This window comes from Candidatus Eisenbacteria bacterium (assembly GCA_026388185.1).
GTDB lineage: Bacteria > Eisenbacteria > RBG-16-71-46 > JAFGJU01 > JAFGJU01 > JAPLKG01.
Map to the genome: position 1 here is coordinate 61059 of JAPLKG010000008.1, position 26533 is coordinate 87591.

The 26533-nt window shown below is 56.4% G+C and carries 30 protein-coding genes and 1 tRNA gene; all 31 read left to right on the forward strand.

Annotated features, from left to right (window positions below; genetic code table 11):
* Positions 1–79: 79 nt before the first annotated feature.
* Positions 80–652, forward strand: a complete 573-nt coding sequence (locus NTX17_03025; GenBank protein ID MCX5800340.1) for a 2-oxoacid:acceptor oxidoreductase family protein — start codon at positions 80–82, stop codon at positions 650–652.
* Positions 649–954, forward strand: a complete 306-nt coding sequence (locus NTX17_03030; protein MCX5800341.1) for a 4Fe-4S binding protein — start codon at positions 649–651, stop codon at positions 952–954. Before NTX17_03025 ends, NTX17_03030 begins: the two co-directional genes overlap by 4 nt.
* A gap of 58 nt (positions 955–1012) precedes the next feature.
* A complete protein-coding gene (gene porA, locus NTX17_03035) occupies positions 1013–2146 on the forward strand; it encodes a pyruvate ferredoxin oxidoreductase (protein MCX5800342.1) in 1134 nt (377 codons plus the stop codon).
* Positions 2147–2231: 85 nt separating this feature from the next.
* Entirely contained in the window at positions 2232–3191 is a 960-nt protein-coding gene (locus NTX17_03040; protein ID MCX5800343.1) for a thiamine pyrophosphate-dependent enzyme, read from the forward strand.
* A gap of 51 nt (positions 3192–3242) precedes the next feature.
* Positions 3243–3758: a roadblock/LC7 domain-containing protein gene (locus tag NTX17_03045; GenBank protein ID MCX5800344.1), complete on the forward strand. Its 516-nt coding sequence runs from the start codon at positions 3243–3245 to the stop codon at positions 3756–3758.
* Between the two features lie 36 nt (positions 3759–3794).
* Positions 3795–4373, forward strand: coding sequence for an ADP-ribosylation factor-like protein (locus NTX17_03050; GenBank protein ID MCX5800345.1), 579 nt, complete (start codon positions 3795–3797; stop codon positions 4371–4373).
* Positions 4370–4819: a phosphatidylglycerophosphatase A gene (locus NTX17_03055; protein ID MCX5800346.1), complete on the forward strand. Its 450-nt coding sequence runs from the start codon at positions 4370–4372 to the stop codon at positions 4817–4819. Before NTX17_03050 ends, NTX17_03055 begins: the two co-directional genes overlap by 4 nt.
* Positions 4820–4918: 99 nt before the next feature.
* A complete protein-coding gene (locus NTX17_03060) occupies positions 4919–6151 on the forward strand; it encodes a competence/damage-inducible protein A (GenBank protein MCX5800347.1) in 1233 nt (410 codons plus the stop codon).
* A gap of 83 nt (positions 6152–6234) precedes the next feature.
* The gene (gene thpR / locus NTX17_03065; GenBank protein MCX5800348.1) at positions 6235–6801 is read left to right on the forward strand and encodes an RNA 2',3'-cyclic phosphodiesterase; all 567 of its coding nucleotides are present in this window, start codon (positions 6235–6237) and stop codon (positions 6799–6801) included.
* A gap of 135 nt (positions 6802–6936) precedes the next feature.
* On the forward strand, positions 6937–7989 hold the full coding sequence (gene recA / locus NTX17_03070) for a recombinase RecA (protein MCX5800349.1): 1053 nt from the start codon (positions 6937–6939) through the stop codon (positions 7987–7989).
* Positions 7952–8479 (forward strand): regulatory protein RecX, encoded by a 528-nt coding sequence (locus NTX17_03075; protein MCX5800350.1) that lies wholly within the window; start codon positions 7952–7954, stop codon positions 8477–8479. Before recA ends, NTX17_03075 begins: the two co-directional genes overlap by 38 nt.
* Positions 8476–11271, forward strand: a complete 2796-nt coding sequence (gene alaS, locus NTX17_03080) for an alanine--tRNA ligase (GenBank protein MCX5800351.1) — start codon at positions 8476–8478, stop codon at positions 11269–11271. Before NTX17_03075 ends, alaS begins: the two co-directional genes overlap by 4 nt.
* 26 nt (positions 11272–11297) lie before the next feature.
* Positions 11298–12062, forward strand: a complete 765-nt coding sequence (locus tag NTX17_03085; protein ID MCX5800352.1) for a geranylgeranylglyceryl/heptaprenylglyceryl phosphate synthase — start codon at positions 11298–11300, stop codon at positions 12060–12062.
* A 73-nt stretch (positions 12063–12135) separates the two neighbouring features.
* Positions 12136–13200 (forward strand): glucose-1-phosphate thymidylyltransferase, encoded by a 1065-nt coding sequence (locus NTX17_03090; GenBank protein ID MCX5800353.1) that lies wholly within the window; start codon positions 12136–12138, stop codon positions 13198–13200.
* Positions 13201–13274: 74 nt separating this feature from the next.
* Positions 13275–14144 (forward strand): dTDP-4-dehydrorhamnose reductase, encoded by an 870-nt coding sequence (rfbD, locus tag NTX17_03095; GenBank protein MCX5800354.1) that lies wholly within the window; start codon positions 13275–13277, stop codon positions 14142–14144.
* Positions 14145–14236: 92 nt separating this feature from the next.
* A complete protein-coding gene (locus NTX17_03100) occupies positions 14237–14938 on the forward strand; it encodes a D-sedoheptulose 7-phosphate isomerase (protein ID MCX5800355.1) in 702 nt (233 codons plus the stop codon).
* Positions 14935–15306: an EamA family transporter gene (locus tag NTX17_03105; protein ID MCX5800356.1), complete on the forward strand. Its 372-nt coding sequence runs from the start codon at positions 14935–14937 to the stop codon at positions 15304–15306. The genes NTX17_03100 and NTX17_03105 overlap by 4 nt, the downstream gene beginning before the upstream one ends.
* A 12-nt stretch (positions 15307–15318) precedes the next feature.
* Entirely contained in the window at positions 15319–16215 is an 897-nt protein-coding gene (locus NTX17_03110; GenBank protein ID MCX5800357.1) for a decaprenyl-phosphate phosphoribosyltransferase, read from the forward strand.
* 20 nt (positions 16216–16235) lie between these two features.
* Complete coding sequence (gene ispE / locus NTX17_03115; GenBank protein ID MCX5800358.1) at positions 16236–17120, forward strand: 4-(cytidine 5'-diphospho)-2-C-methyl-D-erythritol kinase; 885 nt, start codon at positions 16236–16238, stop codon at positions 17118–17120.
* A gap of 111 nt (positions 17121–17231) precedes the next feature.
* Positions 17232–17516, forward strand: a complete 285-nt coding sequence (locus NTX17_03120; GenBank protein MCX5800359.1) for a SpoVG family protein — start codon at positions 17232–17234, stop codon at positions 17514–17516.
* A gap of 89 nt (positions 17517–17605) precedes the next feature.
* A tRNA-Gln gene (locus NTX17_03125) sits at positions 17606–17677 on the forward strand.
* Positions 17678–17811: 134 nt separating this feature from the next.
* Positions 17812–18744, forward strand: coding sequence for a ribose-phosphate pyrophosphokinase (locus tag NTX17_03130; GenBank protein MCX5800360.1), 933 nt, complete (start codon positions 17812–17814; stop codon positions 18742–18744).
* Between the two features lie 15 nt (positions 18745–18759).
* Positions 18760–19431: a 50S ribosomal protein L25 gene (locus NTX17_03135; protein ID MCX5800361.1), complete on the forward strand. Its 672-nt coding sequence runs from the start codon at positions 18760–18762 to the stop codon at positions 19429–19431.
* A gap of 3 nt (positions 19432–19434) precedes the next feature.
* On the forward strand, positions 19435–19992 hold the full coding sequence (gene pth / locus NTX17_03140) for an aminoacyl-tRNA hydrolase (GenBank protein MCX5800362.1): 558 nt from the start codon (positions 19435–19437) through the stop codon (positions 19990–19992).
* Positions 19993–20155: 163 nt separating this feature from the next.
* On the forward strand, positions 20156–22573 hold the full coding sequence (locus tag NTX17_03145; GenBank protein ID MCX5800363.1) for a sodium-translocating pyrophosphatase: 2418 nt from the start codon (positions 20156–20158) through the stop codon (positions 22571–22573).
* A 444-nt stretch (positions 22574–23017) separates the two neighbouring features.
* The gene (gene rpsF, locus NTX17_03150; GenBank protein ID MCX5800364.1) at positions 23018–23380 is read left to right on the forward strand and encodes a 30S ribosomal protein S6; all 363 of its coding nucleotides are present in this window, start codon (positions 23018–23020) and stop codon (positions 23378–23380) included.
* Between the two features lie 36 nt (positions 23381–23416).
* Complete coding sequence (locus NTX17_03155) at positions 23417–23830, forward strand: single-stranded DNA-binding protein (GenBank protein MCX5800365.1); 414 nt, start codon at positions 23417–23419, stop codon at positions 23828–23830.
* 47 nt (positions 23831–23877) lie between these two features.
* Positions 23878–24120 (forward strand): 30S ribosomal protein S18, encoded by a 243-nt coding sequence (gene rpsR, locus NTX17_03160; protein ID MCX5800366.1) that lies wholly within the window; start codon positions 23878–23880, stop codon positions 24118–24120.
* Between the two features lie 75 nt (positions 24121–24195).
* Positions 24196–24639 carry a 50S ribosomal protein L9 gene (rplI, locus tag NTX17_03165; GenBank protein MCX5800367.1) on the forward strand — a complete coding sequence of 148 codons (444 nt, stop codon included), beginning with the start codon at positions 24196–24198 and terminating at the stop codon, positions 24637–24639.
* 33 nt (positions 24640–24672) lie between these two features.
* A complete protein-coding gene (locus tag NTX17_03170; protein MCX5800368.1) occupies positions 24673–25986 on the forward strand; it encodes a peptidyl-prolyl cis-trans isomerase in 1314 nt (437 codons plus the stop codon).
* A gap of 13 nt (positions 25987–25999) precedes the next feature.
* Entirely contained in the window at positions 26000–26518 is a 519-nt protein-coding gene (locus NTX17_03175) for a bifunctional nuclease family protein (protein MCX5800369.1), read from the forward strand.
* Positions 26519–26533 lie beyond the last annotated feature (15 nt).

Consider the following 26533-nt stretch of genomic DNA (forward strand, 5'->3'; position numbering starts at 1 on the left):
GACCCGTGGACTCGGTGCTAAAGTATCAGGCTAGTCATTCTGACACAGTATGCTCTTTGGATTTAGATAAGGAGTCTTCATGAAACCGATTACCCAGATCAGGTGGCACGGAAGGGGAGGCCAGGGCGCCAAAGTGGCGTCCTTTCTTCTTGCGGAGTGTGCGCTTGAAGAAGGCAAGTGGAGCCAGGGTTTTCCCGATTACGGCCCCGAGAGAAGTGGCGCGCCCGTGAGAGGATACAACAGGATAAGCGATGAGAGGATCGACCTGCATTGTCCCATCACGGAGCCGGACATCGTTATCGTGCTGGACGAGACGCTCATCGGTAGGGTGGACGTCTGCGGAGGGCTCAAGGAGGACGGAATCTGCGTGGTGAACACGTCTTGTGATCCGGCGCTCATGAGGTCCCGCCTGAAGCTCAAGGGGCGGAAGCTGTTCGTAGTTGACGCTTCGAACGTCGCTCGCGCGGAGATCGGGCGTCCGATCCCAAACACGGCGATGATGGGTGCCGTCTGCAAGGTCTCCGGCGTTCTCAAGCTTGAAACGGTGGTCAAGGAAATCCAGAAGATTTTCCAGAAGAAGTTCGGTGCTGAGGTCGCGGAGAAGAACGTCAAGGCGGTCCGTAGAGCTTACGCGGAGGTGAAGGGCGAATGAGCGAAAAACTACCCGGTTGGAGAGGTCTGCCGATCGGCGGGGTGATTGACAAGGCTGGTAACGCGGAAAACTACGAGACCGGCTCCTGGAGAGTCAACCGGCCCATACTGGACAAGAACAAGTGCACGAGTTGTCTCTTGTGCTGGATGTTCTGCCCCGACACGAGCATTATTGTTAAGGACGGCAAGGTCACAGGAATCGACCTCGCTCACTGCAAAGGCTGCGGGATCTGCGCGCGCGAATGTCCGCTCAAGGACAAGGCAATCACGATGCAGCTCGAAAGCCAATGTGAGCTGGCCTGATAGGAGGATATAGGTGAAGGTAGTTGGATTGACCGGGAATGATGCTGTAGCTGAGGCCATGAGGCAGATAAACCCTGACGTGTGTGCGGCCTATCCCATTACTCCGGCGACAGAGCTTATGGAAAAGTTCGCCCAGTTTGTCTCGGACGGGCTCGTCAAGACGGAGCTTGTTCTTGCTGAGTCGGAGCACAGCGCGATGAGCGCCTGTATCGGCGCTTCCGCCGCCGGAGCAAGAGTGATGACTGCCACCTCGGCCAACGGCCTTGCATTCATGTGGGAAATGCTTTACATCGCGGCGTCGCTTCGCTGCCCGATCGTCATGGCGGTGGTGAATCGAGCCCTGAGCGGTCCCATAAACATCCACTGCGATCACAGCGATTCCATGGGTGCGAGGGACGCAGGTTGGATTCACCTCTTTTCCGAGAACTCGCAGGAAGCGTACGACAACACGCTTCAGGCTCTGAAGATCGCGGAGCATCGTGACGTCTTCTCGCCGGTCATGGTGACGCTCGACGGCTTCATCATCAGTCACACGCTGGAGCGCGTGGAAATCCTTGACGACGAGCAAGTGAAAAAGTTCGTGGGTGATTTTGCGCCGAAGTATCCGCTCCTCGACACGAAGAATCCCATCACGTGGGGGCCGCTTGATTTCCACGATTTCTACTTCGAGCACAAGAGAGGCCAGATAGAGGGACTCGAGAAGGCGCACGCCATAGTGCGGAGCGTTGGAAAAGAATACGAGGCGCTCTCGGGAAGGCGTTTCGATTATTTTGAGCCTTACAAGATGGAAGACGCGGAGGTCGCCGTCGTTGCTCTTGGTTCTGCGGTCGGCACGGCGAGGGGCGTCGTTGACGAGCTCAGGGAGAAGGGCAAGAAGGTGGGGCTAATCAAGCTCAGAGTGTTCCGTCCCTTCCCCAGGAAAGAGATCGCGCAGGCCTTGAAGAACCTGAAGGCCCTGGCCGTGATGGACAGGTCCCATTCATTCGGAGGGTACGGAGGTCCTGTTTTCTCCGAGATTCGTTCGGCCTGTTACGGAACGGGAATGGACATTCCCATCGTCAATTACATCTATGGCCTCGGCGGAAGGGACACCACCTTCGAAGAGATTAGAGGGCTCTACTCGGAGATGGAACAGGTGGTTCTCAGTGGGAAGCGACCCGAGGAGATTCGTTTTCTGAACGTGAGGGAATAGCGACGACCGGAGAGAATCGGATGGAGAGCGATAAGCTCCCCAAAAGACGAAATTACAAAGAAGACGACAAGGAGCTGAGATTCAAATGGCATCACTCAAGGAACTGGCTTCACGCGAAGACTTGCTGAGCGGAGGGCACCGGGCCTGCGCGGGCTGCGCCATGACGTCCATAGTGAGGCAGGTGCTGCTCGTCGCCGGGAAGAACGTGGTCGTGAGCTGCGCAACCGGGTGCCTCGAGGTGACCACGACGATCTTTCCGTACACTGCCTGGCGGGTCCCGTTCATCCACAGCGCCTTTGAAAACTCCGCCGCGACGATAAGCGGCGTCGAGACGGCGTACAGGAGTCTGAGGAAGCAAGGAAAGATAAAGGAAGACACAAAGTTCATAGGCTTCGGCGGAGACGGCGGCACGTACGACATAGGGCTTCAATCCTTGAGCGGGGCCATGGAACGCGGTCACAAGATGCTTTACATCTGCTACGACAACGAGGCCTACATGAACACCGGCAACCAGCGTTCGAGCGCCACTCCCTTTGCAGCCGACACGACGACTTGCCCCGTCGGATGCGTCGGCAAAGGCAAGCCCCAATTCCAGAAAGACCTTGCCGCGATAATCACGGCGCACAACATTCCCTACGTCGCGCAGGCCTGTGGATCTTTCTGGAAGGATCTCACGGCCAAGGTGGAAAAGGCCCTTTCTGCGAACGGTCCGTCGTTCATCAACGTTCTCTCTCCTTGCGTGCTCGGCTGGAAGTACCCCACCGACGAGACAATAGAAATCGGAAAACTAGCTGTTGACACGTGTTTCTGGCCGCTGTATGAAGTGGTGGAGGGGAATTACAGGCTTACGTATGTTCCCTCTCAGAAAAAGCCTCTTGGCGAATGGACAAAACGCCAGGGGCGGTTTCGGCACTTGCACGAGCCTGGTGGGGAGGGGCTACTCGAGAAGGCCCAGCGGGAAGTTGACAGAAAGTGGGAACACCTTCTGGCAATAAGCGAGAAACCCGCCAAGCCGGGCAAGCAGCCCAAAGAGGCCTCCCAATAGCCAGTACCGGCACTGCGCGTCAGAGCGCGTGCACCGGAAGGAGGGGTTCAGATGGCGGGCAAGAACTGGGCGTTGTTCGAGGAAGAGTTCTGGGCCTTGAATGATGTCCTCTACACTCTCGTCGAAAGCTCTTATTCCAAAAGCGCCATGCTCATTGACTGCGAAGGTCGCTTGATCGCCAACGTTGGTGAGCCGCCCTCTTTTGACACGGAATCCTTCGCCTCTCTTTCGGCGGCGGACCTTGCCGCGGGCAGGGCGTTGGCCTCGATGCTTGGAGAGAGAAACTTCAGGAGCCAGGCTCACCAGGGCAGAGAGTGCGGCATCTATCAGTGCTCCATCGACGACAAGGTCATGCTGGTCTTGCTGTTCGACCGCAGGACCACTCTGGGTCTCGTGAGGTTGAAGGCCGAGAGAGCGGCGGGCGAGCTGGCACAGGTTTTCACCCGCGTTTACGGTAAGTTGAGTCGCTCCGAGCGCGACCTTGAAAGGGTGAGTATCGGGGCAGATTTCGCTGCCCAAGCCGATCAGCAGATCGACAGATTGTTCGGCGATTCTTCCGATACTTAGAGTGTTCCTGGTCCCCAAAGCGGTTCAGATCGTTGAGTGTCTCTAATAAGCTATCCTTCCAGAGAGATCAACTGCAAGGTTGTCTACTACGGGCCTGGGCTAGGCGGTAAGACCACCAATCTCAGGCATGTCTACTCGTCCGTTCCCTCTACACGCCGGGGCAATCTCGTCTCCTTGGCGACCGAAGGGGACAGAACTCTCTTCTTCGACTTCCTGCCAATTGACGTGGGCAACATCGGGGGTTTCAAAGTCAGGTTTCATCTCTACACCGTACCCGGACAGATCTACTACCGGCCCAACAGGAAGCTCGTACTCAGGGGAGCCGACGGCGTGGTTTTCGTGGCAGATTCTCAGAGGGAAAGACTCGAGGTGGGTCTGGAGAGCCTCAGGGACTTGTATCTGAACCTCGTCGAGAACGAGATTGACGCTGACAAGATTCCGCTTGTTTTCCAGTACAACAAGAGAGACGCGCCCTCTGCCCTCAGCATGCAGATGCTCGAGGAGGCGTTCAACGCGCCGCGCTCTCCCTCGTACGAAGCCATCGCGTGCAGGGGCGTCGGAGTACCCGACACGCTCAAGGCGATTTGTAAGCTGGTTGTGAGGACGATTCAATGAAGAAGATGGCCGAAATAATTGCGACTGCGTTCTACGTGGGCTACGCGCCGATTGTTCCCGCCACTTTCGGAGCGGCGCTCGGCGCGCTGGCGTACTGGTTTCTCATGCCGCCGTCGCGCGGGATCGCGGTCATTGTGACTGCCGCGCTCATTCTTCTTGCGATAGTCACGAGCGGGAAGGCCGAGGAGAAGTACGGCAAGGACGGAAGGCGCATCGTCATAGACGAGGTCGCCGGAATGTTCGTCAGTCTGTGTTTCATTCCGAAATCCTGGCCGTTTTTTCTGGCGAGCTTTCTGGCCTTCAGAGTGTTTGACGTGCTTAAGCCCTTTCCAGCGAACAGACTCCAGAGGCTTCCCGGCGGTTGGGGCGTGACGGCCGACGACGTGTTCGCGGGAATCTACACGAACGTCCTGATACGAATTTGTCTGGCCGCCAGGGGCATGTGAACGCGTGCGGCCCGGACGATCGCGCCAAGAGGGCGAGTCACCGCGCGAATCACGTCTCTATGAGAGGACGCGGCCTCCCGCGAGGAGGCGGAGGGTGAATTGAAATTAGAAGTGATCACCGTCGGCAGCGAGATAGTCTCGGGCAGCGTGCTGGACACCAACTTTCGTTTTATCGCCAGAAAGCTCACGACCATCGGGGCCCGCGTGCTCTGGCACACGAGCGTCGGCGATGAGCCCGAGACGATGGCCGAAGCGTTGAAGATTGCGCTCAAGAGAGCCGACGCGATAATCGTGACCGGCGGGCTCGGTCCTACGCCGGACGACATCACAAGAAAGGTGGTGTCGACCGTTTTCGGAAGAGCGCTGTTTCTCAACGATTCCGTCCTCGAGACCATCAGGGCCAGGTTCAAGATGAGGGGCGTCGACATGCCCAGCATCAACGAGCGACAGGCCCTCTTTCCCAAAGGTACAGAGATCATAGACAACAAGGTGGGCACGGCCCCCGGCTTTCTCCTGAAGGAGGACGGCAAGTCCCTTTTCGTGATTCCGGGCGTTCCTCTCGAGGCGGAGGCGATGGTCGAGCAGTTCATCGTTCCCCATCTCAGCGGCCTCGGCACGCTTCGTGGGACGGAACAGATAGTCTTGAGGACGACCGGACTCGTAGAATCGGTTATAGCGGAAAACATTCTTGCGCTCGAGGAGCCGCTCGAGGGAGTCTCTGTTTCCTACCTACCTCACGAGTATGGAGTTGACCTCTGTTTCACGTTCAAGGGCGCCGACGCCAAACAAGTGGCGCTCATGAAGCGAATGGTACGCGAAAAGCTGGCCGGTATTCTCGGCGAGCACTGCTACGCCGAAGGGGGAAGAAGACTGGAAGAAGTCGTCGGCGAGCTTCTGGCCTCAAAGGGACTCAAGCTTGCGGTCGCCGAATCCGTGACGGGGGGAACGATCGCGGAGCTCGTCACAAGTGTGCCGGGTGCCTCACGGTATTTCACTCTCGGTGTCACGGCGTACAGCAACGAGGCGAAGGTGAATCTGCTCGGCGTTCCCGGAAGTCTGATAGACGTGAAAGGAGCGGTGTGCTCCGAGGTGGCCATTGAAATGGCCAGGGGCGTGAGGGAGCGGGGTCTTGCCGACGTGGGGGTCTCCACAACGGGGATAGCGGGCCCGTCAGGCGGCACCGCCGAGAAACCCGTCGGGCTTGTTTTCATCGGCCTCGTGACTGATCGCAAGGCCGAGGCCAGGGAAATTAGTCTCGGTGGCAACAGAGCGCTCATAGTGCGGCGCGCGTCCGCCGTTGCCCTGGACATGGTGAGAAGAAGTCTGTTGTGAGCAGGTCTTAATCCCGGGTTTCCGGTCTCGGGCAGGCCGCACTGGACGTGGGCTGGAGAGGCCCGTCGCCAAGGAGGCGTGCTTTGACAAGGACGTTTGCTGCCATATTCCCACCTCGCGAGACAATCGTCGCGCTTTCCGAACTGGTTGAGAAACTGAGGAAGCTTTGTCCGGGCGTCAAGTGGGTCGAGAACGAACACATGCACCTCACGCTCAGGTTCTTCGGCGATCTCACGGACGAACAAGTCGAGGCCGCGACGCGGTGCGTGAGGGAATTTGCGCAGAGTGAGGGCGCCTTCAGGGCGCGTCTGGGAGCGGTGGGTGCGTTCCCTTCTCCGTCGCGCGCCAGGGTGATATGGGTGGGGGTCGACGACGGCAGGGAGAGACTTGTCAACGTCGCCACGGCTCTCGAAGAGAGGTTTGTCAAGGCGGGGTTGGGTCAGACAGACAAGCCCTTCAGTCCGCATCTTACCGTAGGCCGCATAAGGATTCCGGGAAGAAGTCCGGAGCTCGAGGAGGCCATTCGCGCGTTGACTTTCTCGGAGGGCGAGTTTATGATAGAAGCGCTCTCGCTTACAAAGAGCGAGCTCACGCCGAGAGGGCCCATCTATTCCCCTCTCACGGTTGCAGAACTGGGAAGACCTGACTAGCAGCAGCGGAAGGCAACGGGGGTGTGGAGGTGGTAGGAGTGGAATGAGCCGGAGCTGTTGATTTTTCTGCTCGAAAGCATCCTGTTACAGGCATCCGACGCAACGTAGTCATCCGGAAGAGGGGAGCTGAAAGAAATGGTAGAGAACGTATCCAAAGAAAAAATCAAAGCTCTTGAGATAGCGATATCGCAAATCGAGAGACAATTTGGAAAGGGCGCCATAATGAAGTTGGGCGAAGACTCGGCTCGAGTGCCTGTTGAAATTATTCACACCGGTTCCTTGGGCCTCGATCTTGCCTTGGGTGTGGGAGGACTCCCCAGGGGCAGAGTCGTGGAGATATTCGGGCCGGAGGCGTCCGGCAAGACCACGCTCACTCTGAGCGTCATTGCAAACGCCCAGAGAGCAGGCGGCAACGGCGTTTTCATCGACGCCGAACACGCCCTCGACGCGGCTTACGCTCACAGAATTGGAGTCGACATCGAAAATCTGCACGTGGCTCAGCCCGACACCGGGGAGGAAGCCCTCGAGATTGCGGAGCATCTGGTGCGCAGCGGCGCCGTCGACGTCGTGGCGATCGACTCTGTTGCGGCCCTCGTGCCCAAGGCCGAGATTGAAGGGGAGATGGGAGACACGCACGTGGGTCTTCAGGCGCGACTCATGTCGCAGGCTCTGAGGAAACTCGCGGGCGCCATAAGTAAGTCGAAAACGTGCGTGATCTTCACGAATCAGATAAGAATGCAAATCGGTGTCATGTTCGGAAACCCGGAGACCACGGCGGGCGGTAGGGCTCTCAAGTTCTACGCTTCCGTTCGCCTCGACATAAGAAGGATTGGGTCGATAAAGGAAGGCGAGAGAATCATCGGAAACCGCACTCGCGTGAAGGTCGTGAAGAACAAGGTGGCTCCACCCTTCAGGGAAGCAGAGTTTGACATACTGTACAACGAGGGCATCTCTAAGGAAGGCGAGCTCATTGACTTGGCCGTCGAGAAGAACATCATCGCCAAGAGCGGCGTCTGGTTCTCTTACGAGGGTGAGAGAATGGGCCAGGGAAGGGAGAACGCCAGGTTGTACCTGAAGCAAGAGCCCGAATTGACCGGGAAAATACTGAAGGCCGTGCTGGAGAGCGTGGGGCTAAAGAAAGAGGAAAAAGTTGAAGAGGAGAAGAAGTCGCACGCCCCAGCAAAATAGCCTTTTTTCCTCCGATGCTGAAGAGTCACAAGTTGAAGCAGCCAGAAACGCGGCCTTGAGGCTCCTGACCCGGCGAATGAGAACCAACCGGGAGATCCAGGACGAGCTTGACTCGAGAGGTTTCTCGAAGAATGTCGTGTCCAAGGTCTCCGAACGGCTCAAATCCGTCGGACTCATCAATGATAGCGAATACGCGGGTGCTTTCCTGCGAACAAGCTTGAAGCTGAGGCCCAGGAGTTACAGGGTTCTCAGAGCGGAACTGATCAAGAAGGGTGTCTCACCGGAAGTCGTCGACGGCGCAATCCGGGAATCGCTGGAATCGGTCCCCGAGGTTGACGTAGCAAGGGGAGTCTTCGCGAAGGTCTCACGTCGTTACGAAAAGCTCCCGCAGCGCGAGCGAAGGAGGAAGTTTTTCTCCTTCTTAGGCAGGCGGGGCTTTTCTCTTGCGATCATTTCTGAACTCATGGGAGAAGGAGAAGAAGACGTTTGAAGCTTTCTTCCAAAGAACTGCGGGAGACGTTCCTCTCATTTTTCCGTGAGAAAGCTCACGTTATCTGTCCCGGTGCCCCTCTCACCGCAAGCGGCGATCCTACGCTTCTCTTCACGGCCGCAGGCATGGTGCAATTCAAGGAGTATTACAGCTCGGACGCGCCGCCCTTTACCCGCGCTGCCTCGATACAGAAGTGTCTCAGGCTGAGCGACCTCGAGAACGTCGGGAGGACCGTGAGGCATCACACGTTCTTCGAGATGCTCGGCAACTTTTCTTTTGGCGACTACTTCAAGGAAGAGGCAATCGCGTGGGGTTGGGATTTCGCCACTCGCGTCCTGTGTCTGCCCCAAGACAGACTATGGGTTTCCGTCTACGAAGAAGACGACGAGGCGAGAGGAATCTGGGAGAAGAAGATAGGTCTCCCAGATTCTAGGGTTGTGTCGCTCGGGAAGAAAGATAACTTCTGGGGACCCGTTGGAAGGACCGGGGTTTGCGGCCCGTGTTCGGAGATATACATTGATCTGCTGCCCCAGGTAGCGGGTCAGGCGCGGGCGAGCGAAGATGTCTTTGCGAAACCGAGACCGGTCGAGTCCTCGTTCAACAAGACGGCGGCCGGGCTCCCCACCGCCATCGAGCTAGACTTGGGGCGGAACCGACCTGCTCTGCCCGGAACGTGGTGCGGTCGTGAAGACTGCAAACCCGGGTGTGAATGCGAGCGCTTTCTTGAATTCTGGAATCTTGTTTTTCCGCAGTTCTACAAGGAAGAGGACGGCACTCTGAGTCGTCTCAAGAAAACCGGTATAGACACCGGCATGGGGCTCGAGCGACTTGCGATGATCGTCCAGGGCAAAGGAAGCGTGTTTGAGACCGATCTTCTCAAGCCTCTAGTCGACACTATCGAGGAATTGCTTGAACGCGGAATCAACCGCGAAACCGAAGAAGGCGTTTCGGCGAACGTGGTCGCCGATCACTTGCGTTCGCTCGCCTTCGGTTTTGCAGAGGGTATCGTCCCTTCGAACGAAGGCAGAGGTTACGTGCTGCGAAGGCTCTTGAGAAGAGCCTCGCGGCGCATGAAAATGCTGGGTGCCAAGAAACCTTTGCTTTATCGATTGGTCGGCGTGGTCACCGACGTCATGCGAGACTACTATCCCGAGCTCTCTCAGAAGAGGGAACACGTGGCTCGGCTGACCAAGTCGGAGGAGGAGAGATTCGAAAGGACGCTCGAGCTCGGCATTTCTCGTTTTGAAGAGCTTGCCGACAAGCTCCAGGCGTCGGGGGAGAAGAGATTCCCCGGCCGCGACGTTTTTACTCTCTACGACACGTACGGCTTCCCTCCCGATCTCACCGAGGAAATGGCTCGAGAGAAGGGACTCGAGATAGACTCCTCTGGCTTCGAGGAAGAAATGGAAAGGCAGAGGCGCACCGCAAAAGAGAAATCGCGTTTTCATCTTGTAGGTTCTGGCGGTTTTGAAATTTCGGGCACGGGCTCTCCGGGGGGATCCAAACCGTGGGAGACTCTCAGTACGGGTGCGCACTCTCGTTTTGTGGGCCACGCCAAGCTCAGCGAGACCGTGAACGTCCGCAAGTTTCGGCACGTGTGGGCCGAGGGAAAGGAATCGATTCAGGTGATACTGGACAGAACGCCTTTCTACGCCGAAGCGGGCGGGCAGGTGAGTGACCGGGGTTCACTCAGTTCAGGTGATTCACTCATCGAAGTGACCGGCGCCTTCTTTTCCGGCAAAGCCATCGTCCACGAGGGGAAGCTCCTGAGAGGAACGGTCGGGGGGGGGCCCTATACCGCCACCGTCGACGCCGAGAGAAGGCTCTCAGTTGCGCGCAACCACACCGCCACTCACCTTCTGCACGGCGCTCTTCGGAAGGTGCTCGGGGATCACGTCAGACAGGCGGGTTCGCTCGTGGCGCCTGACAGGCTAAGGTTCGACTACACTCACTTCCAGGCTCCCTCCAGCTCGGAGTTGGAGGAAGTGGAAGAGCTGACCAACAGGCTCGTGGTCGAGGATATACCTGTGAGCTGCAAGATCTCGTCGTACGAAGAGGCGCTGAGCACCGGAGCCATGGCTCTCTTTGGGGAGAAGTACGGCAAGAAAGTGCGACTGGTCGCCGTCGGGGAAGCTTCGAAAGAACTCTGCGGGGGAACGCACGTGGAGAGGACCGGTCAAGTCGGTCATTTCTTGATTGTGTCTGAGAGCGCCATCGGCTCGGGCGCGAGAAGAATCGAGGCAGTCACAGGTCAGGATGCCCGTGCTCAGATAGTCGAGAGAGGACGCGCACTATCGAGTATCCGCGAGCTGGTAGGAGTCGGCCAAGCTGACTTGCTTTCGGCCGTCTCAGCCCTAATCAGGGACAGGGAGACCTTGCGAAAGAAGACCGATCTGGATGAGAAGACGGGAGTGGTGCAGGAAGTGGAGAGACTCGTTTCTTCTGCGGAAGAAGTGTCCGGCGCGAAGGTCGTCGTGGCGAGGGTGAGTATCAAGAGCCAGGACATGATGCGCGCTGCAGGAGACCTCTTGAGGGAAAGATTGAAGCAAGGCGCCGGCGTCATCGCCACCGAGCTCGACGGAAAGGGATTCCTTCTTGCGTTCGTGGGAGATTCGCTGCTTTCGGAAGGGAGAATCCTGGCGGGAGACATAGCCAGAGAAGCCGCGAGGGCCGTCGGAGGAGGCGGTGGCGGAAAGCCGCACATGGCCACCGCGGGTGTGCGCGATGCGCTGTCCCTCGAAAGAGCGGTCGCAAGAGGCAGGGAATTCATAATAGAAAAGCTTCGAGGATAGGCCTGGGGGAGAGGGGGCAACCGACAGTGGATAGCGCGACACGACCCGTGTTCGAGAGTTTGCTCTCGGCTTCGTCTCGGAAAGGATCCGAGTTCTTAGTGCTTGTGGACCCAGACAGGGTGTCGCCCGACAAAGTGACGGACTTTGCCGATTCTTGCGCACAAGCGGGCGTCGACGCCTTTCTGGTTGGGGGAAGCCTGACGTTCTCGGGCCGGCTTGATGAGCTGATCAGTTCGATAAAGAAAGCCGCAGGTCTGCCGGTTATTCTGTTTCCGGGAAACGCCTACCAGATTTCGAGAGAGGCGGACGCAATTCTCTTTCTGTCCATGCTCACGTGCAGGAACGCGGACTTTCTCGTGGGTGAACACGTCAAGGCCGCGCCGCTCATTCATCGGTGGTCGCTGGAGGTGATCCCCACGGCTTACTTGCTCGTGGAATCTGGTCCGCTGACGTCGGTTCAGTTCGTTACGCAGAGCCTTCCCCTTCCTCGCGGGAAAATCGATCTTGCGGTGGCCCACGCCCTGGCCGGGAAGTACATGGGCATGAAATTGATCTTTCTGGAAGCCGGAAGCGGCGCGAGGTATGCCGTGCCCCACGAGATGGTGGAAGCCGTCAGCTCCGCCACGGCCCTTCCCGTCGTCGTTGGCGGCGGCATCCGCACCGCGGAAGAGGCAGGGAGACTCGCTCGTGCGGGGGCCAAGTTTGTGGTGGTGGGAAACGCACTCGAGGAATGTAAAGAGCTCTCTTTGCTCGAAGAGATTTCCTCGGCCGTCCACTTTCTCGAGCGCTGATGTGTCCGTCGTTACACGGCTCTATTGCGACGTTCTCCGTTGGTCCTCTTAAAGATGGCTGGAGGTGATTGCCATAAAGGGTCTAATCCTTAGCGGAGGTAAAGGGACGCGGCTGCGCCCCATCACTTTTACCAGTGCAAAGCAACTCGTTCCAGTGGCGAACAAGCCGATTCTTTTCTACGGAATCGAGGCAATCAGGGAGGCCGGCATCAGAGACGTGGGGATCGTGGTGGGTGATACCAAGAACGAAATCCGCGCGGCCGTCGGCGACGGGTCGGCCTTCGGGCTCAACGTCACATACATCGAACAAGAGGCTCCTCTCGGGCTTGCTCACGCCGTGAGAATCTCGAAGAGCTATATCGGCGGCGAGCCGTTCGTCATGTTCCTGGGGGACAATATCATCAAGCAGGGCATCACACCCCTCGTAGATGAGTTCAACAAGGAACGGCCAAATTGCATGATACTTCTTGCCGAGGTAGACAATCCGTCTGATTTCGGTGTGGCGGAACTTGAGGGAGGAAGAGTCACAAGGCTCGAGGAAAAACCCAAGGTGCCGGCGAGCAAGTACGCCCTGGTGGGCGTGTACATGTTTGACTCAAGCGTGTTCGACGCGGTTGACAAGATACGCCCGTCCCGGCGCAACGAGCTGGAGATAACCGACGCCATCCAATATCTCATAGACAAACGTTTTGACGTTCGCTCGCACATAATAACGGGCTGGTGGAAGGACACGGGAAAACTGGAAGATCTTCTCGAGGCGAACAGGATGATTCTTCTGGACCTCAGTCCCAGTGTGGAAGGGAGCGTCTCCGCCGATTCGAGGCTGGAGGGAAATGTCGTCATAGGCAAGGGCACCAGAGTGGAGCGGAGCATCCTCAGGGGGCCTCTCATAATCGGCAGGGACTGCAAAGTGGAACACTCATACGTGGGGCCGTTCACTTCGATCCACGACAACGCGGAGGTCGTGGACAGTGAGATAGAGCACAGCATAGTGCTCAGCGGAAGCAAGATCATTGGGATCCAGCCCAGGATTGAGAGCAGCCTCATCGGAAGAGACACCGTGATAATGCGCACTTCGTGCAAACCTCGCTGCTTCAGGTTCATGGTAGGTGACAGCTGCGCCATAGAAGTCCTCTGAGTGATGCAGGGCGAGTCGTGCAAGACAGAGTTCCAACGCAGGCGGTCGGGGCGGCGTCCGCTTAGGAGGCACACTTGAAGATACTCGTGACGGGCGCGCGCGGAATGCTGGGTACCGACCTCTGTGAGATTCTCTCGGCCGAACATGAGGTCACGGGTGTAGACATAGAGGACGTCGATATATCGCTGGCCTCCGAAACCGGAACGCTCGTAAAGAAGATTTCCCCGCAGGTCGTCATCCATTGTGCGGCGTACACCGACGTTGACGGCAGTGAAAGCAAGCAGGAAGAGGTTTTTCGTGTCAACGCCGAGGGGACTCGCAATGTAGCCGCCGCCTGCAGAGAAACGGGCTCGGCGCTTGTCTATTTGAGCACGGACTACGTCTTCGACGGAGAATCGCCGAAGCCGTATCGTGAAACCGATGCGCCTCGTCCTCTGAACGTCTACGGGAGTTCGAAACTCGAAGGCGAGCGGTTTGTGCAACGTCTCGTGTCACAGCATGTTATTGTGCGCACCTCCTGGCTGTTCGGACTTCACGGGAGGAACTTTGTTGACACAATAATCAGGCTGGGGCAAGATGAGAAAACCATCGAGGTCGTCAATGACCAGGTGGGATGTCCGACGTTCACGAGAGATTTGTGTTTGGCCCTGTCGGCCATAGTCGGGAGCAGTGACTATGGAATCTATCACGTCTGCAACGCCGGGAGCTGTTCGTGGTACGACTTCGCAAAGAGAATACTCGAACTCTGGGGGCGCTCCGGAGCCAGGGTCGTTCCCAGTGATAGCGCGCGCGTCAAGAGGGCGGCGACGAGACCTTCCTTTTCGGTGCTCGACACGTCCCTCTTTCAGAAAACCTTCGGTTTTTCTCTCCGAGACTGGAAGAACGCGCTGGCCGAGTATGTCGAATTCAAGAAGAAACGCGCGGCCGCCGAAGGGGCCCGGTAGGCTCCTTCAGAGTGTTTGGCAATGGCCGGTCTGGCTCGGAGAGCCGGGCATCACGTATTGGGACTTAGTGACAACACACAAGGATTTGCCAAGTGAAGAAACATGATGAGAGACGGCTAAAGAGACCGGGGAAGAAGACCGGCGGGAAACCAGGAGCGACGTCGGGGAAAGGACGGGCGAGGCGAACGGAGACAAGCCGGCGAGTCAGACTCAACCAGTACGAGAAGAGCGCCCGCGAGGCCCTCGGCGGTTCCGCGCAGCTCCTGCAGACCGTGGCCGAGTCCTTTCCGGGATGGGCCGCACGGGCTGCCGACGAAATAGTGACGAGATTGCAGGGGGGTGGGAAGATAATGTGCTGCGGCAACGGCGGTAGCGCCGCGGACGCGCAGCACATCGCCGCCGAACTTTCCGGAAAGTTCTATTTGAACCGTCGCGCGCTTCCCGCAATTTCAATTACGACGAATTCTTCGTCAGTGACGGCCATAGCGAATGACTACGGATACGAGCGCGTTTTCTCGAAACAAATCGAAGGTCTGGGCAGGAGCGGCGACGTTTTTCTGGCTTTTTCTACCAGCGGTGGTTCTCGAAACGTGTTGAATGCGGTGACCCTCGCTCGGAAAATCGGGATGTTTGTCATAGGTTTCACCGGAGCCGAGGGGACCGGGTTCGCCCGAAGGTGCGACATGTGTCTCGTCGTGCCTTCCTCGGACTGCCCGAGAGTTCAGGAAGCGCACATAGCCGTAGGTCACGCAATCTGCTTTCTAGTGGAGAGAGCAATCTTTGGAGGAAAATGAAAAACTTTCTTCTCATCTTCATCAGTGTTTTCATCGCGGTCCTTGGTCAGCTGTCCATGAAGCACGGCATCCAGAAGGCAAACCTCGTGGCGCGACTCGGTGAGATGTCCTCCGTCTACTCGTATTTCGTCTCGGCGTTCACCAATCCCTTTGTGCTGTCGGGTTTTCTCCTCTACGGGTTGAGCTCCCTTGTCTGGCTCATTGTCTTGGGGAGGGTCGAACTGAGTTATGCTTACCCCCTGGTCAGCATGGGCTATGTGCTCGCCGTTTTCCTTTCGTGGTTTCTTTTCAAGGAGCAGGTGAGCGTGTTGCGAGTCGCAGGCTTGGCAGTGATCTGCGTGGGCGTGACTTTACTTTCCAGGAGTTAGGAGACCGGCCAGATGTATGACACTTTTTCGCGAATCATGAAAGAGGCGAGACCTCATCAGTGGGTGAAGAACTTGCTCGTCTTCGCTGCGCTGATATTCTCGCAGCATTTTGTGAACCCGGCTCTTTTTCTGAGGACACTTCTGGGCTTCGTGGCCTTCTGCTTGCTTTCGGGAGGTGTCTACATTTTCAACGACATCGCAGATCTTGAGACTGACAAGCTTCATCCCGGTAAGCGAAGCAGGCCCATCGCCCTCGGAGAACTCGGCGTGGTCGAAGCGAGCGTGGCGGCCGGCGTCTTCATCGTCGTGGGGATGGTCCTCTCCTTGCTTCTCGGCCCCTCTTTTGCCGGCGTGGCGGCCGTCTACCTCATCCTCAGCGTCCTATATTCGCTATATCTCAAGCGCGTAGTCATTCTCGACGTTCTCGTTATCTCGATCGGCTTTGTTCTGAGGGCCATCGCGGGAGTCGAAGTCCTGAGGGGACACGTTGCAGCGATTGACCTGTCACCGTGGCTTCTTGTCTGCACGCTCTTTCTTGCTCTCTTCATGTCGTTCGGAAAACGCAGGCACGAGATGTATTTGCTGGACGAGAAGGCGACGCAGCATAGGAGCACGCTCGGCGAATATTCACTCGATTTCCTTGACGGAATCATATACGCGCTGATGTCCGCGACCGTGATATCATATTCCATCTACACCATCTGGCCCGCCACGGTGGAGAAGTTTCACTCGCGTAACATGGTTCTCACGATTCCGTTTGTGATATACGGCATATTTCGCTACGCCTTCCTCGTCACGCAGAAGAGGGAAGGCGGCAATCCCTCCGAGCTCCTGTTGCGTGACGTCCCCCTGATCGCGACTATCATTCTCTGGTTTCTCGGCGTGCTTCTGATTTTTTACGTTTCATAGAAAAGGCAAGGCGTGGGAGGATGAGCGGATCTTTCCTGCGGTTCAGAGCGTTTGCCAAGACCAACCTTTTTCTCGAGATTCTCGGGAAAAGGGAAGACGGCTACCACGACATTCGCTCCCTGATGGTGAACGTGGATCTTGCTGACACTCTGGAGTTCAGAAGGATTCGCACCGACCTCACTCTCAAATGTGATTCGGGCGACGTCCCGTCGGGGCCCGGCAATCTCTGTCTCAAGGCGGCCCGAGTGCTGAAAGAATACGCGAATCACCGCGGGGGAGCAGAGATAACGCTTGAGAAATCCATCCCGGTCGCCGCGGGTCTTGGCGGCGGGAGCAGCGACGCGGCCTGCACCCTGGTGGGGTTGAGCAAACTGTGGGGGTTGTCGCTCACCGAACAGAAGCTGCAGGCTCTCGGGGAAAAGATTGGTTCGGACGTCCCGTTTTTCATCAGAGGGGGAGCTCAGCTCGTTGAAGGTAGGGGAGAGCGACTCACTCCCGTGGAGAGCTTCCCGGAGGCGTGGTTTGTCCTGGTAACTCCCTCACTGAGAATCAGTTCGGGGTGGGCCTATTCGGTGGTCAAAATAGGGTTGACAAAGGCAGGGCACAAGTCTAAAATCATGATTCCCGGAGCAGGCCTTGACGAGGCCAACGTGAGGAAAACTCTCCGGAACGATTTGGAGAGTGGCGTAATCGAGACCTATCCGGTGGTCCACGAGCTCAAAGACGCTCTGATCTCCAGTGGTGCGATCGGGAGTCTTATGAGCGGCAGTGGACCGACAGTTTTTGGAGTCGCGCGCGGCAGGACTTCTGCGACCGCAATCGCTACAAGGATGAGTCGTCTCGGTCTTTTTGTTTCTGTGGTACGCACGGTGCGAACGGGCTGGGTCGAGCTCAGTTGGAACTAGCGTCGGGCGTTGGCCGTTGTGGAGCCCCCCAGACGTTTCTTGGACAGACGCTAGGTCCACACTGGTTAACAGATACTGAGGTTCCTCGGAGCTGTAAGGCGGTGACGGTTGATGCAGATCACAGAAGTCAGGATCACTCTCAGAGACGACCAGAAACTCAGGGCCTTTGCAAGCATCACCATTGACAACTGCTTTGTGGTGAGGGGGCTCAAGGTGATTGAGGGCAGAGACAGCAGGGTGTTTGTTGCAATGCCCAGCAAGAAGAAGGTCGACGGCACCTACCAGGATGTCGCGCACCCTATCAACAACGAGTGTCGCGACACTCTTGAGGACGCCGTACTGCGCGCCTACCGAGAGGAGAAAACCAGGCAGCTAAGTACTGTCGGGAGCGGGTGACGGACTCCCTACATAAGCCTTAGAAAGCCGTTGCGACGACCGTCCGAAGCAAGAAGGAAGGGTCTAGAGCAGATTTCGTTGCTGGCTCTTGGGGCGTCGTCAAGCGGTAAGACACAGGATTTTGGATCCTGCATCCGGAGGTTCGAATCCTCCCGCCCCAGCAAATGCTTTCCCGCTCAGTGTCACGATAAGTGACCCAATGTGGTCGTGAAGCAGAGTCGCTCAAGAGGGTCACTTTTTTGTTTGTGGGAATTGTCGTGCGCAGAGGAGCGTCACTTCTTGACGGAGAAGGAAGATGGACGAATTGAAGGTTTTTTCCGGAAACGCGAACAGTAAACTTGCGGCCGACGTTTGCGGCTACCTGGGCACGGCGCTGGGCGACATCGAAGTCTCGGAGTTCAACGACGGCGAAACGCGAGTGAAACTCAACGAGAACATCCGCGGTGTAGACGTCTTCATCTTTCAACCGACCTTTCCACCCTCGAAAAACCTGATGGAGCTATTGGTCATGCTCGACGCTGCAAAGCGTTCCTCTGCCAGGAGGGTGACCGCCGTCATTCCGTATTTTGGCTACGCTAGGCAGGATCGTAAAGATCAGCCGCGCGTCCCGATCACGGCGAAGCTCGTGGCAAACCTCATCACCGTTGCCGGTGCCGAGCGCGTGCTGACGATGGATCTGCACTCCGCTCAGATACAGGGATTCTTCGACATACCTTTTGACCACCTCTACGCTGCGCCGGTGTTGATAGACTATCTCTCGAAGAAAGCCTTCAAGGACCTTGTGGTCGTGGCGCCGGACATAGGCAGTGTGAAAATGGCCAGAGCATTTGCGAAGAGGCTGGGTGCCTCGCTGGCCCTCATCGACAAACGCAGGCCGAAGCCTGATGTGTCGGAGGTGCTGAACGTGATCGGCGAGGTTGAGGGGAGAGACGTGGTGATAGTGGATGACCTGATAAGCACGGGCGGCACTATAGCAGAGGCAGCGGCAGCGCTCCACAGACAGAAGGCGCGTCGCATTACGGTTGGCTGCTCGCACCCCGTATTTTGTAAGGACGCCTTGGTACTCCTGGGCCGTGCGCCCATCGAAGAAATCGTTGTAACCGATACAATTCCACTCGCTCCTGAGACGCTGATTCCCAAGATAAAGGTTCTCTCGGTGGCCGAGCTACTCGGCGAAGCCATAAAGAGAATCCATGAGGAGCGCTCTCTGAGCTCACTTTTTGTTTGACGGGAGGAAAGAGAAATGGCGATCGTTGTTCTGGAGGGGAGGCTTCGTAAGCTGATTGGTAAGGGTCCTGCGAAAAGGTCCAGGCGGAGCGGGATAATCCCCGGCATTATTTATGGAGAGGGAGAGCAATCGATTCCCTTTGAAGCGAAGTACGACGACTTCCAAACCCTCATTCACACAGCCTCGGGAGCAAACGTGATAGTGGACCTCAAGCTCGAGGGAGACTCGAGCGACAGGAAGGCCATCATTTGTGACATTCAGCGCGATCCCGTAAGCGGATCCGTCTTGCACTTCGACTTGCATCACATATCTCTCACCGAGAAAGTCACCGTGAATGTGCCCATCGTGGTGATCGGCATTCCCATCGGCGTGAAGGACCTTGGCGGAATTCTTGAGCATGTTTTGAGAGAAGTCGAGGTGGAATGTCTTGCTACGGAGATTCCACCCGAGATACAGGTGGACGTGTCCGCCCTCAAGATCGGCGACTCGATTCACGTCAGCGAACTCACTTTGGCGAAAGGTACCATAGTGACGGCTGGGGAGAGATCCGTTGTGACGGTGGTTCCGCCTGCTGTCGAAGAGGTCGCCAAGGAAGTCGAGGTACCAGAGGCCGCAGAACCGGAACTTGTTCGCAAGGAGAAGGAGGGCGAGGAGGAAGAGGGCAAAGAGGGCGAAGGGGAGAAATAATCTGTGTGGTGTGCCGTTGGGTTGGGAAACCCCGGGAGGCGATACCGACTCACAAGACACAATGCAGGATTTCTTGCAATAGAGAAACTCCATGGCTCGCTTGGATGCTCCTGGAGAAAGAAGACTCAACTGTACGAGGCCGAAAGGTGCAGGCTTGAGGATTCGGAAATACTTCTTGTGCGGCCGCTCACGTACATGAATCTGAGTGGAATAGCCTTGGATGCGGTTCGCCGGGATTTTGAGATTTTCCTCCAGGAGTTTCTTGTAGTATGCGACGATGCTTCTCTGCCTTTGGGGAAGATAAGACTTAGAAAGAAGGGGAGTTCCGGCGGGCACAAGGGCCTTCAGTCAATCATCGAGGCCCTGGGTACACAAGCTTTTCCTCGCCTCAGGATTGGCATAGGAATGCCCGCTCCCGGCGAGAGTTTGGAAGAATACGTCCTCAGGAAGCCGGACGGCTCCGAGAAGAAGGATTTCGCGGAAGCCGTCGCTCTGGCGGCCGACGCGCTGCTTTTCAGTTTGAGAGAAGGTCTGGATGAGGCGATGGCCAGGTTCAATTAGTGTGACACAAGAATGTCCAGGCCCTGTCAGCGCAGGACAAGGAGGTTGTGTGCAATTCGACGTGTCGCGTGAAGCCTTGGTTGGCATCGGAGCAGGACTGGTAGCGGTGCTGCCTGCTCTTCATCTCAGGAAATCAAGTCGCGAGAAGTCAATTGGCTGGTTCGTGTGCGCTCTCTTGGCGTTGGGATTTTTCTTGTGTGCCGTATCGCCGGCGTGTGCCGGCGAGGCGGACATCAATTTGCCCGACTTGCGCGCCGTCAGTTTTGACATTTCCGGCCGAACTGTGAGCGGTCTGACCTTGCTTTACGGTGGATTGGTGGTTTGCGTGATCGGTCTCATTTTTGGTTTGATCCAATACTATCAAACCAAAAACCTGCCCGTGCCGACCGCGATGCGTTCGGTTTCTCAAACCATATGGGAAACCTGCAAGACATATCTCTTCCAACAGGGCAAGTTCTTGGCCATTCTATGGGTGCTGATAGGTTTGTGCATGCTCTATTATTTCGGCGCTCTGCAGCACAAATCAGCCGGTGACGTTCTCATTATTCTGACCTGTTCCATTTTGGGTGTTCTCGGTTCTTACGGCGTGGCCTGGTTCGGCATCCGGATCAATACGCAGGCCAATTCACGTTCGGCCTTTGCCGCTCTCCGCGGCCTGCCCTGGCTGTCCGTGGCCATTCCCCTGCGGTCGGGGATGAGCGTGGGTCTTTCGCTGGTGAGCGTGGAACTCTTCTTCATGATTTGCATCCTCGCCTTCTTGCCCAGAAATCTCGTCGGCCCCTGTTTCATAGGTTTTGCCATAGGGGAATCCTTGGGAGCGAGCGCTCTGCGTATTTGCGGGGGCATTTTCACCAAGATCGCCGACATCGGTTCAGATCTGATGAAGATAATCTTCAAGCTGCCGGAAGACGATCCCAAGAATCCGGGCGTGATAGCCGATTGCACCGGCGACAACGCCGGGGACAGCATCGGTCCGACGGCTGACGGCTTTGAAACCTACGGCGTCACCGGCGTGGCTCTGATCGCCTTCTTGGCTCTGGCCCTGGCCAGCAGGCCCGAAATCGCCGGCCATCTCATTATCTGGATTTTTGTCATGCGCATCCTCATGATCCTGACTTCTCTGGTTTCCTATTTTCTCAACGACAGCTTCAGTGTCTGGCGGTACGGGAAGGCCAGGGACTTCAATCGCGAGGCGCCCTTGACCAGTCTGATCTGGGTGACTTCGACGATTTCCGTCTTGGTGACTTTCGGCGCAAGCTATTTGTTGTTGCCGTGGACCGTTTACGGCAATCTCTGGTGGGTCCTGGCAATAATCATCTCGTGCGGGACTGCCGCCGGAGCGCTCATTCCCGAATTCACCAAGATCTTCACGAGCACTCATTCGCGCCACGTGAAGGAAGTGGTCATTTCTTCCCGCCAGGGCGGCGCCTCGTTGAACATTCTCTCCGGTTTTGTGGCAGGTAACTTCTCCGCCTTTTGGCAGGGTCTGTTGATCGCTGCTTTGATGATGATCAGTTACAGATTTTCTTCTCATCCTGATCTGTTGGGACTGATGCCGCCTGGTCTGGAGTTTGCCGCCCCCATTCTTGCGTTCGGTTTGGTGGCGTTCGGATTCTTGGGCATGGGGCCGGTGACGATCGCCGTCGATAGCTTCGGCCCCGTCGCGGACAATGCTCAGTCCATATACGAATTGAGTCGCATCGAATCACAGGCCGGCGTCAAGGAAGAGATAAAGAGAGAATTCGGCTTCGAGCCGGATTTCGAGAACGCCAAGCACTCATTGGAGAAAAACGACGGCGCGGGCAACACTTTCAAGGCGACGGCGAAGCCCGTCTTGATCGGCACTGCCGTGGTCGGCGCCACCACCATGGTTTTTGGCATCATTCTCCTCCTGAAACAAGTTTTTCCTGAGAACGACGTGGTGAGTTTCCTCAGTCTGGTCAAGCCGCAGGTTGTCATGGGCCTGCTCGTGGGTGGGGCGGTGATCTACTGGTTCACGGGTGCTTCCACGCAGGCGGTGGTCACCGGTGCGTATCGGGCCGTGGTCTACATCAAGGAACATATCAAGCTGGACAGCACCGAGGCGTCGATGCACGACAGCAAGGAAGTCGTGAGGATCTGCACCTTGTACGCGCAAAAGGGCATGCTGAACATCTTTGTCACAATTTTTTGTTTAGCCCTGGCGCTGCCGTTTTTCAGTCCCTACTTCTTCATCGGCTATTTGATTGCTATTGCCTTCTTTGGTTTGTTTCAGGCCATCTTCATGGCAAACGCCGGTGCTGCCTGGGACAACGCCAAGAAGATCGTTGAAGTGGACATGCGAGCCAAGAACACGCCTTTGCACGAGGCGACAGTGGTAGGCGATACCGTGGGTGATCCGTTCAAAGACACTTCGTCGGTAGCGATGAACCCGGTGATAAAATTCACCACTCTTTTTGGACTCCTGGCCGTTGAAATTGCCGTGACCATGACTTCTCCGGCGTTGAAAATGGTCATCGGCACGCTGCTCTTCCTCGTGGCCCTGCTTTTTGTGTATCGCTCGTTCTACAGTATGCGCATACCGCAAGAGGAAAACGAGTAGTGAGGCGGAGCAGGTCGGAATGTGGGCACGACTGTTGCAAGAGGAATCCGGTGGTCCTGTCAGTGCTCGTATGAGCGCGTCTGAAGAGATTGCTTGCACTGACGCCGTCAATGCCGGCGTCGGCCTCACGGATGAGGTCAAAGCGGGAATTTCCGAGCACGACTCTTGCCGTCCTACTGTCACTGTCGATGACGTTGGTGACAACGCGGGTGACGCCGCCGTCATTGGAGTTGGCCTGAACGGGTCGTGTCCGGGGGTGGCAGTTCCTCTCCGGGCGCCTTCGGATGCCGATCGGCGGTTTTGGGGTTTCTGAACTGCCGGTGCCCATTTTGTTGGAAAAAGTAGGCGGAGCGTGGGATAATAGGGAGGAATGCGTTTCGTTTTGATGCTGCACGAACAGTTACTCGATCTGTTTTTAGCGCAAGCTAAGGAGGTGGACGCTGCGTGAGGGAGTATGAGACAGTCTTTATAATCGACCCAGGTTGTGACGAGTCGCAAGTCGAACGGGAAGTCAACACCGTGAAGGAGATAATTACTGCCGGTGACGGTAAGGTGGAGGAAGCAGAGAGCTGGGGGAAGCGAAGACTTGCCTACGACATCAAGAGGAAAAAGGAGGGAACGTACGCCTTTGTGCGTTTCAGTGGTGAGCCCTCTGTTCTTCAAGAATTGACCAGGAGACTCAAGCTCAACGAGCTCATCCTCAGGCATTTGATTGTCGCAAGTCAAAAGGCTGAGGAGTTGGATTCTGCGGCTAGCGAGCTTGGCGGGAGTGATTCATACGAATCCGACGATTCCCTGGACTACTGAGCGAGGACTTCGGGGATTGGTGAGGAGGTGGCAAGAGTGTCTGACATAAAACTGGTTACCATCAACAAGGTGATGCTTTCGGGGCGGTTGACCAGAGACCCGGAGCTTAGGTATACTCCTAGTGGCGTGGCCGTCATGACATTTTCGCTTGCGCTCAACAGGAGATACAAGGACCAGAGCGGCGAGTGGAAGGACGAAGTCAGTTTTGTCAGCGTCGTCGCCTGGCAGAGGCAGGCAGAGTTGGCTTCCGAGTATTTGAAGAAGGGAAGCGCAGTTTTTGTTGAGGGACGCCTGCAAAGTCGCTCGTGGGAGACAAGCGAAGGGCAGAAGAGGAGCGTTCTGGAGGTGAGGGCCGAGCGGCTTCAGTTCCTTGACAGGCAGAAGAAAGAAGAAGATGAACTGGTCGAGGGAAAGGTCGAAGACACGAGCTCTGAGGAGGTACCCTTTTAGCGACCGGTCCAGAGGTAGATGAAATCGACGAGTAGACCGGAGGAGTCATGCCGAAAGACAAAGAAGCAAAGACCCCAAGGAAAAAAATATGCAAGCTTTGCCTTGAGAAGGTGAAGCACGTTGATTACAAGGACGAGAAGCGACTTTCTCGATTCATAACAGACAGAGGGAAAATCGTGCCTCGCAGAGTCTCGGGCGCCTGCGCCCGACACCAATCCCAGATTGCGACGGCCATCAAGAGAGCCCGCGCTCTGGCGATACTGCCTTTCACAAGCGAACACTACAGGTAGATTCTGTCACGTACTCTTAGCCCCCGGCCTTGACACTGTGCTGGGGGTGGTTTTTCTGTAAACGAGGGGTCAGACATGGAGCTAATTCTTCTTGAGGACGTTGAAGGACTGGGAAAGCGCGGCCAAACGGTCAAAGTTGCCCACGGCTACGCCAGAAACTATCTCTTGCCTCTTGGAAAAGCTGTGGCTTCAGCAGGGGCGGGAGCTCGCATCTTTCAGGAAGAGGTGAGAAGGCGAGGCGCCAGGGAAAACAAGATGCGCAAGGCTGCCGAGAGGTTGGCCGCAGAATTGGCGGGAGTCTCGTGCACCATTGCCGTCAAGGCCGGCGAAGACGACAAGCTATTCGGGGCCGTCACGGCCGCCGACATAGCCGAACTCCTCAAGAAGCAAGGTTATCAGATAGACAAGAGAAAGATCATGCTCGAGGAACCCCTGAAGGTGCTCGGTGTTTATACTGTTGCGATAAAGCTGTTCCAAGATGTGGACGCCCAAATCAAAGTGTGGGTTGTAAGCGACTAGGATGCGAAGCCGGACAGTTGAAAGGAGTACATGATGAGAAGGGCCATTGTGTTCCTGCTTGTGAGTGTGAGCCTGCTGTGGCTGCCGAGCCTGGCGATTTCGGCAGACAATGAACAACCAAAGGAACAGAAGAAGGAACTGCAGGAAGCGCAGCAAGGCAAAGAGCAGGGGAAAGAACAGGTCGACCCGGCAAAGAGAATCCTGGTCAAGATCGGCGGCATTGCCATCACAGAACAGGAATTCAATCTTCAGTTCAGGGCCGCGATTGAGAAGTTTCCGGCGGACAAGAGAAACATGTTCATGAATCCACACGGCAGAAAACAGTTGCTTGACATGCTCGTGGATCAAAAGGTCTGGGTCAACTGGGCTCTTGAGGAGAATCTTGACAGAGACCCTGAAGTCACGCTGCTTGTCAACATGTCTCGGGATCAGATCTTGATCCGCAAGGCGTACGAAAAAATGGTCGCCATGGTGGCTCCGACGGAGACTGAGGTGCGGAAGTTCTACGATGAGAACCGTGCCAAGTTTAAGGGCCCTATCAAGGCCAGGGTTAGACATATTCTTCTCGCTGATTCCACCGAAGCGAAGCAGGTTCTGGCCCAGCTAAAGGCTGGAGCGGATTTTGCCAAGTTAGCCAAGGAAAAATCCAAAGATGGGAGCACTGCAAACAGCGGTGGCGAGGTGGGATTTATCACTCAAGGAGCCGCGGTGCCGGCCCCTGTTGGAGGTGATCCGGCGCTGGAGGCAGCCATCTTCTCGCTCAAGGCGGGTGGCCTGAGCGAGGTTATCAAGTCCGGCGAGGATTATCAGATAATCAACGTTGAGGAGCGAATCGAACCCGAAATCATGCCCTTCGAAAGTGTCAAGCAGCGCATCGAAGAAGGGCTCAGTGGTGAGAGAGTCAACGCGATGCGATCGGAACTTTTCCAGGAGATCAAGACGAAGTTTCCCGCGGAGTACCTGATAGAGGATAGCTCCGTGGCGGCCTCGAAGAACGTGTCTCCACCGGGAGTGGCCAATACGCCGGAGGAACTGTTCCAGGCGGCGATGGATTCCAAGGCCAGCGGGCAGAGAATCGGTATTTACGAAGAGCTATTGAGGAAGTTTCCCGAGAGCAAGTACGCGGCTCAGGCGCAGTTCATGATAGGTTTCATTTACTCCGAGGAACTCAAGGATTACGCCAAGGCCGAGGCGGCATTTAGAGTAGTAACAGAGAAGTACCCAGAATCTGAACTTGTTGACTCAGCCAAATGGATGATCAAGAACATGAGGGACGAATCTCAGAAGGTCGGGACGGTGGAGGACGTTAAGAGGAAAGCGAAGGAGTCCAAGGATTCCAAGAAATAGGGAGGCGTGAGGAGTGTCTTCTGTGATTGAGGTCAACGTCGGGGGTCTTGCCTTCGACGAGAAAACAAGAAGTCACGTCGTGATCCTTCGTGAGGCAAACGGCAACAGGGTTCTTCCTATCTGGATTGGTCCGGCCGAGGCAAGCGCCATCGCAATGGAGATCGCAGGGAAGAGATTCCAGAGACCCCTTACGCACGACCTCATGGCCACAATCGTTAAGGGACTCAAGGCTAAAGTCTCGAAAATCATTATTTCTGACCTCAGGGACAACACTTTCTTTGCAAAGATCGTCCTGGAAAGAGAAAAGGACAACGAAATAGTGAACGTCGACGCCAGGCCGAGCGACAGCATCGCGTTGGCCCTGAGAACGCAATCGCCGATCTATCTCTCGGAGACACTCCTGGAAGGCACGAAAGATGTCAGTCTCTTAAAGAAAGAAGAGAAGGAGAAGACCGAAGAGGAGAGGGCCGAAGAATTGAGGAAGTTCCTGGAAGAGCTCGACCCGGAAGACTTCGGGAAGTTTACTCCATAGGCGCTGAGGTTTCCG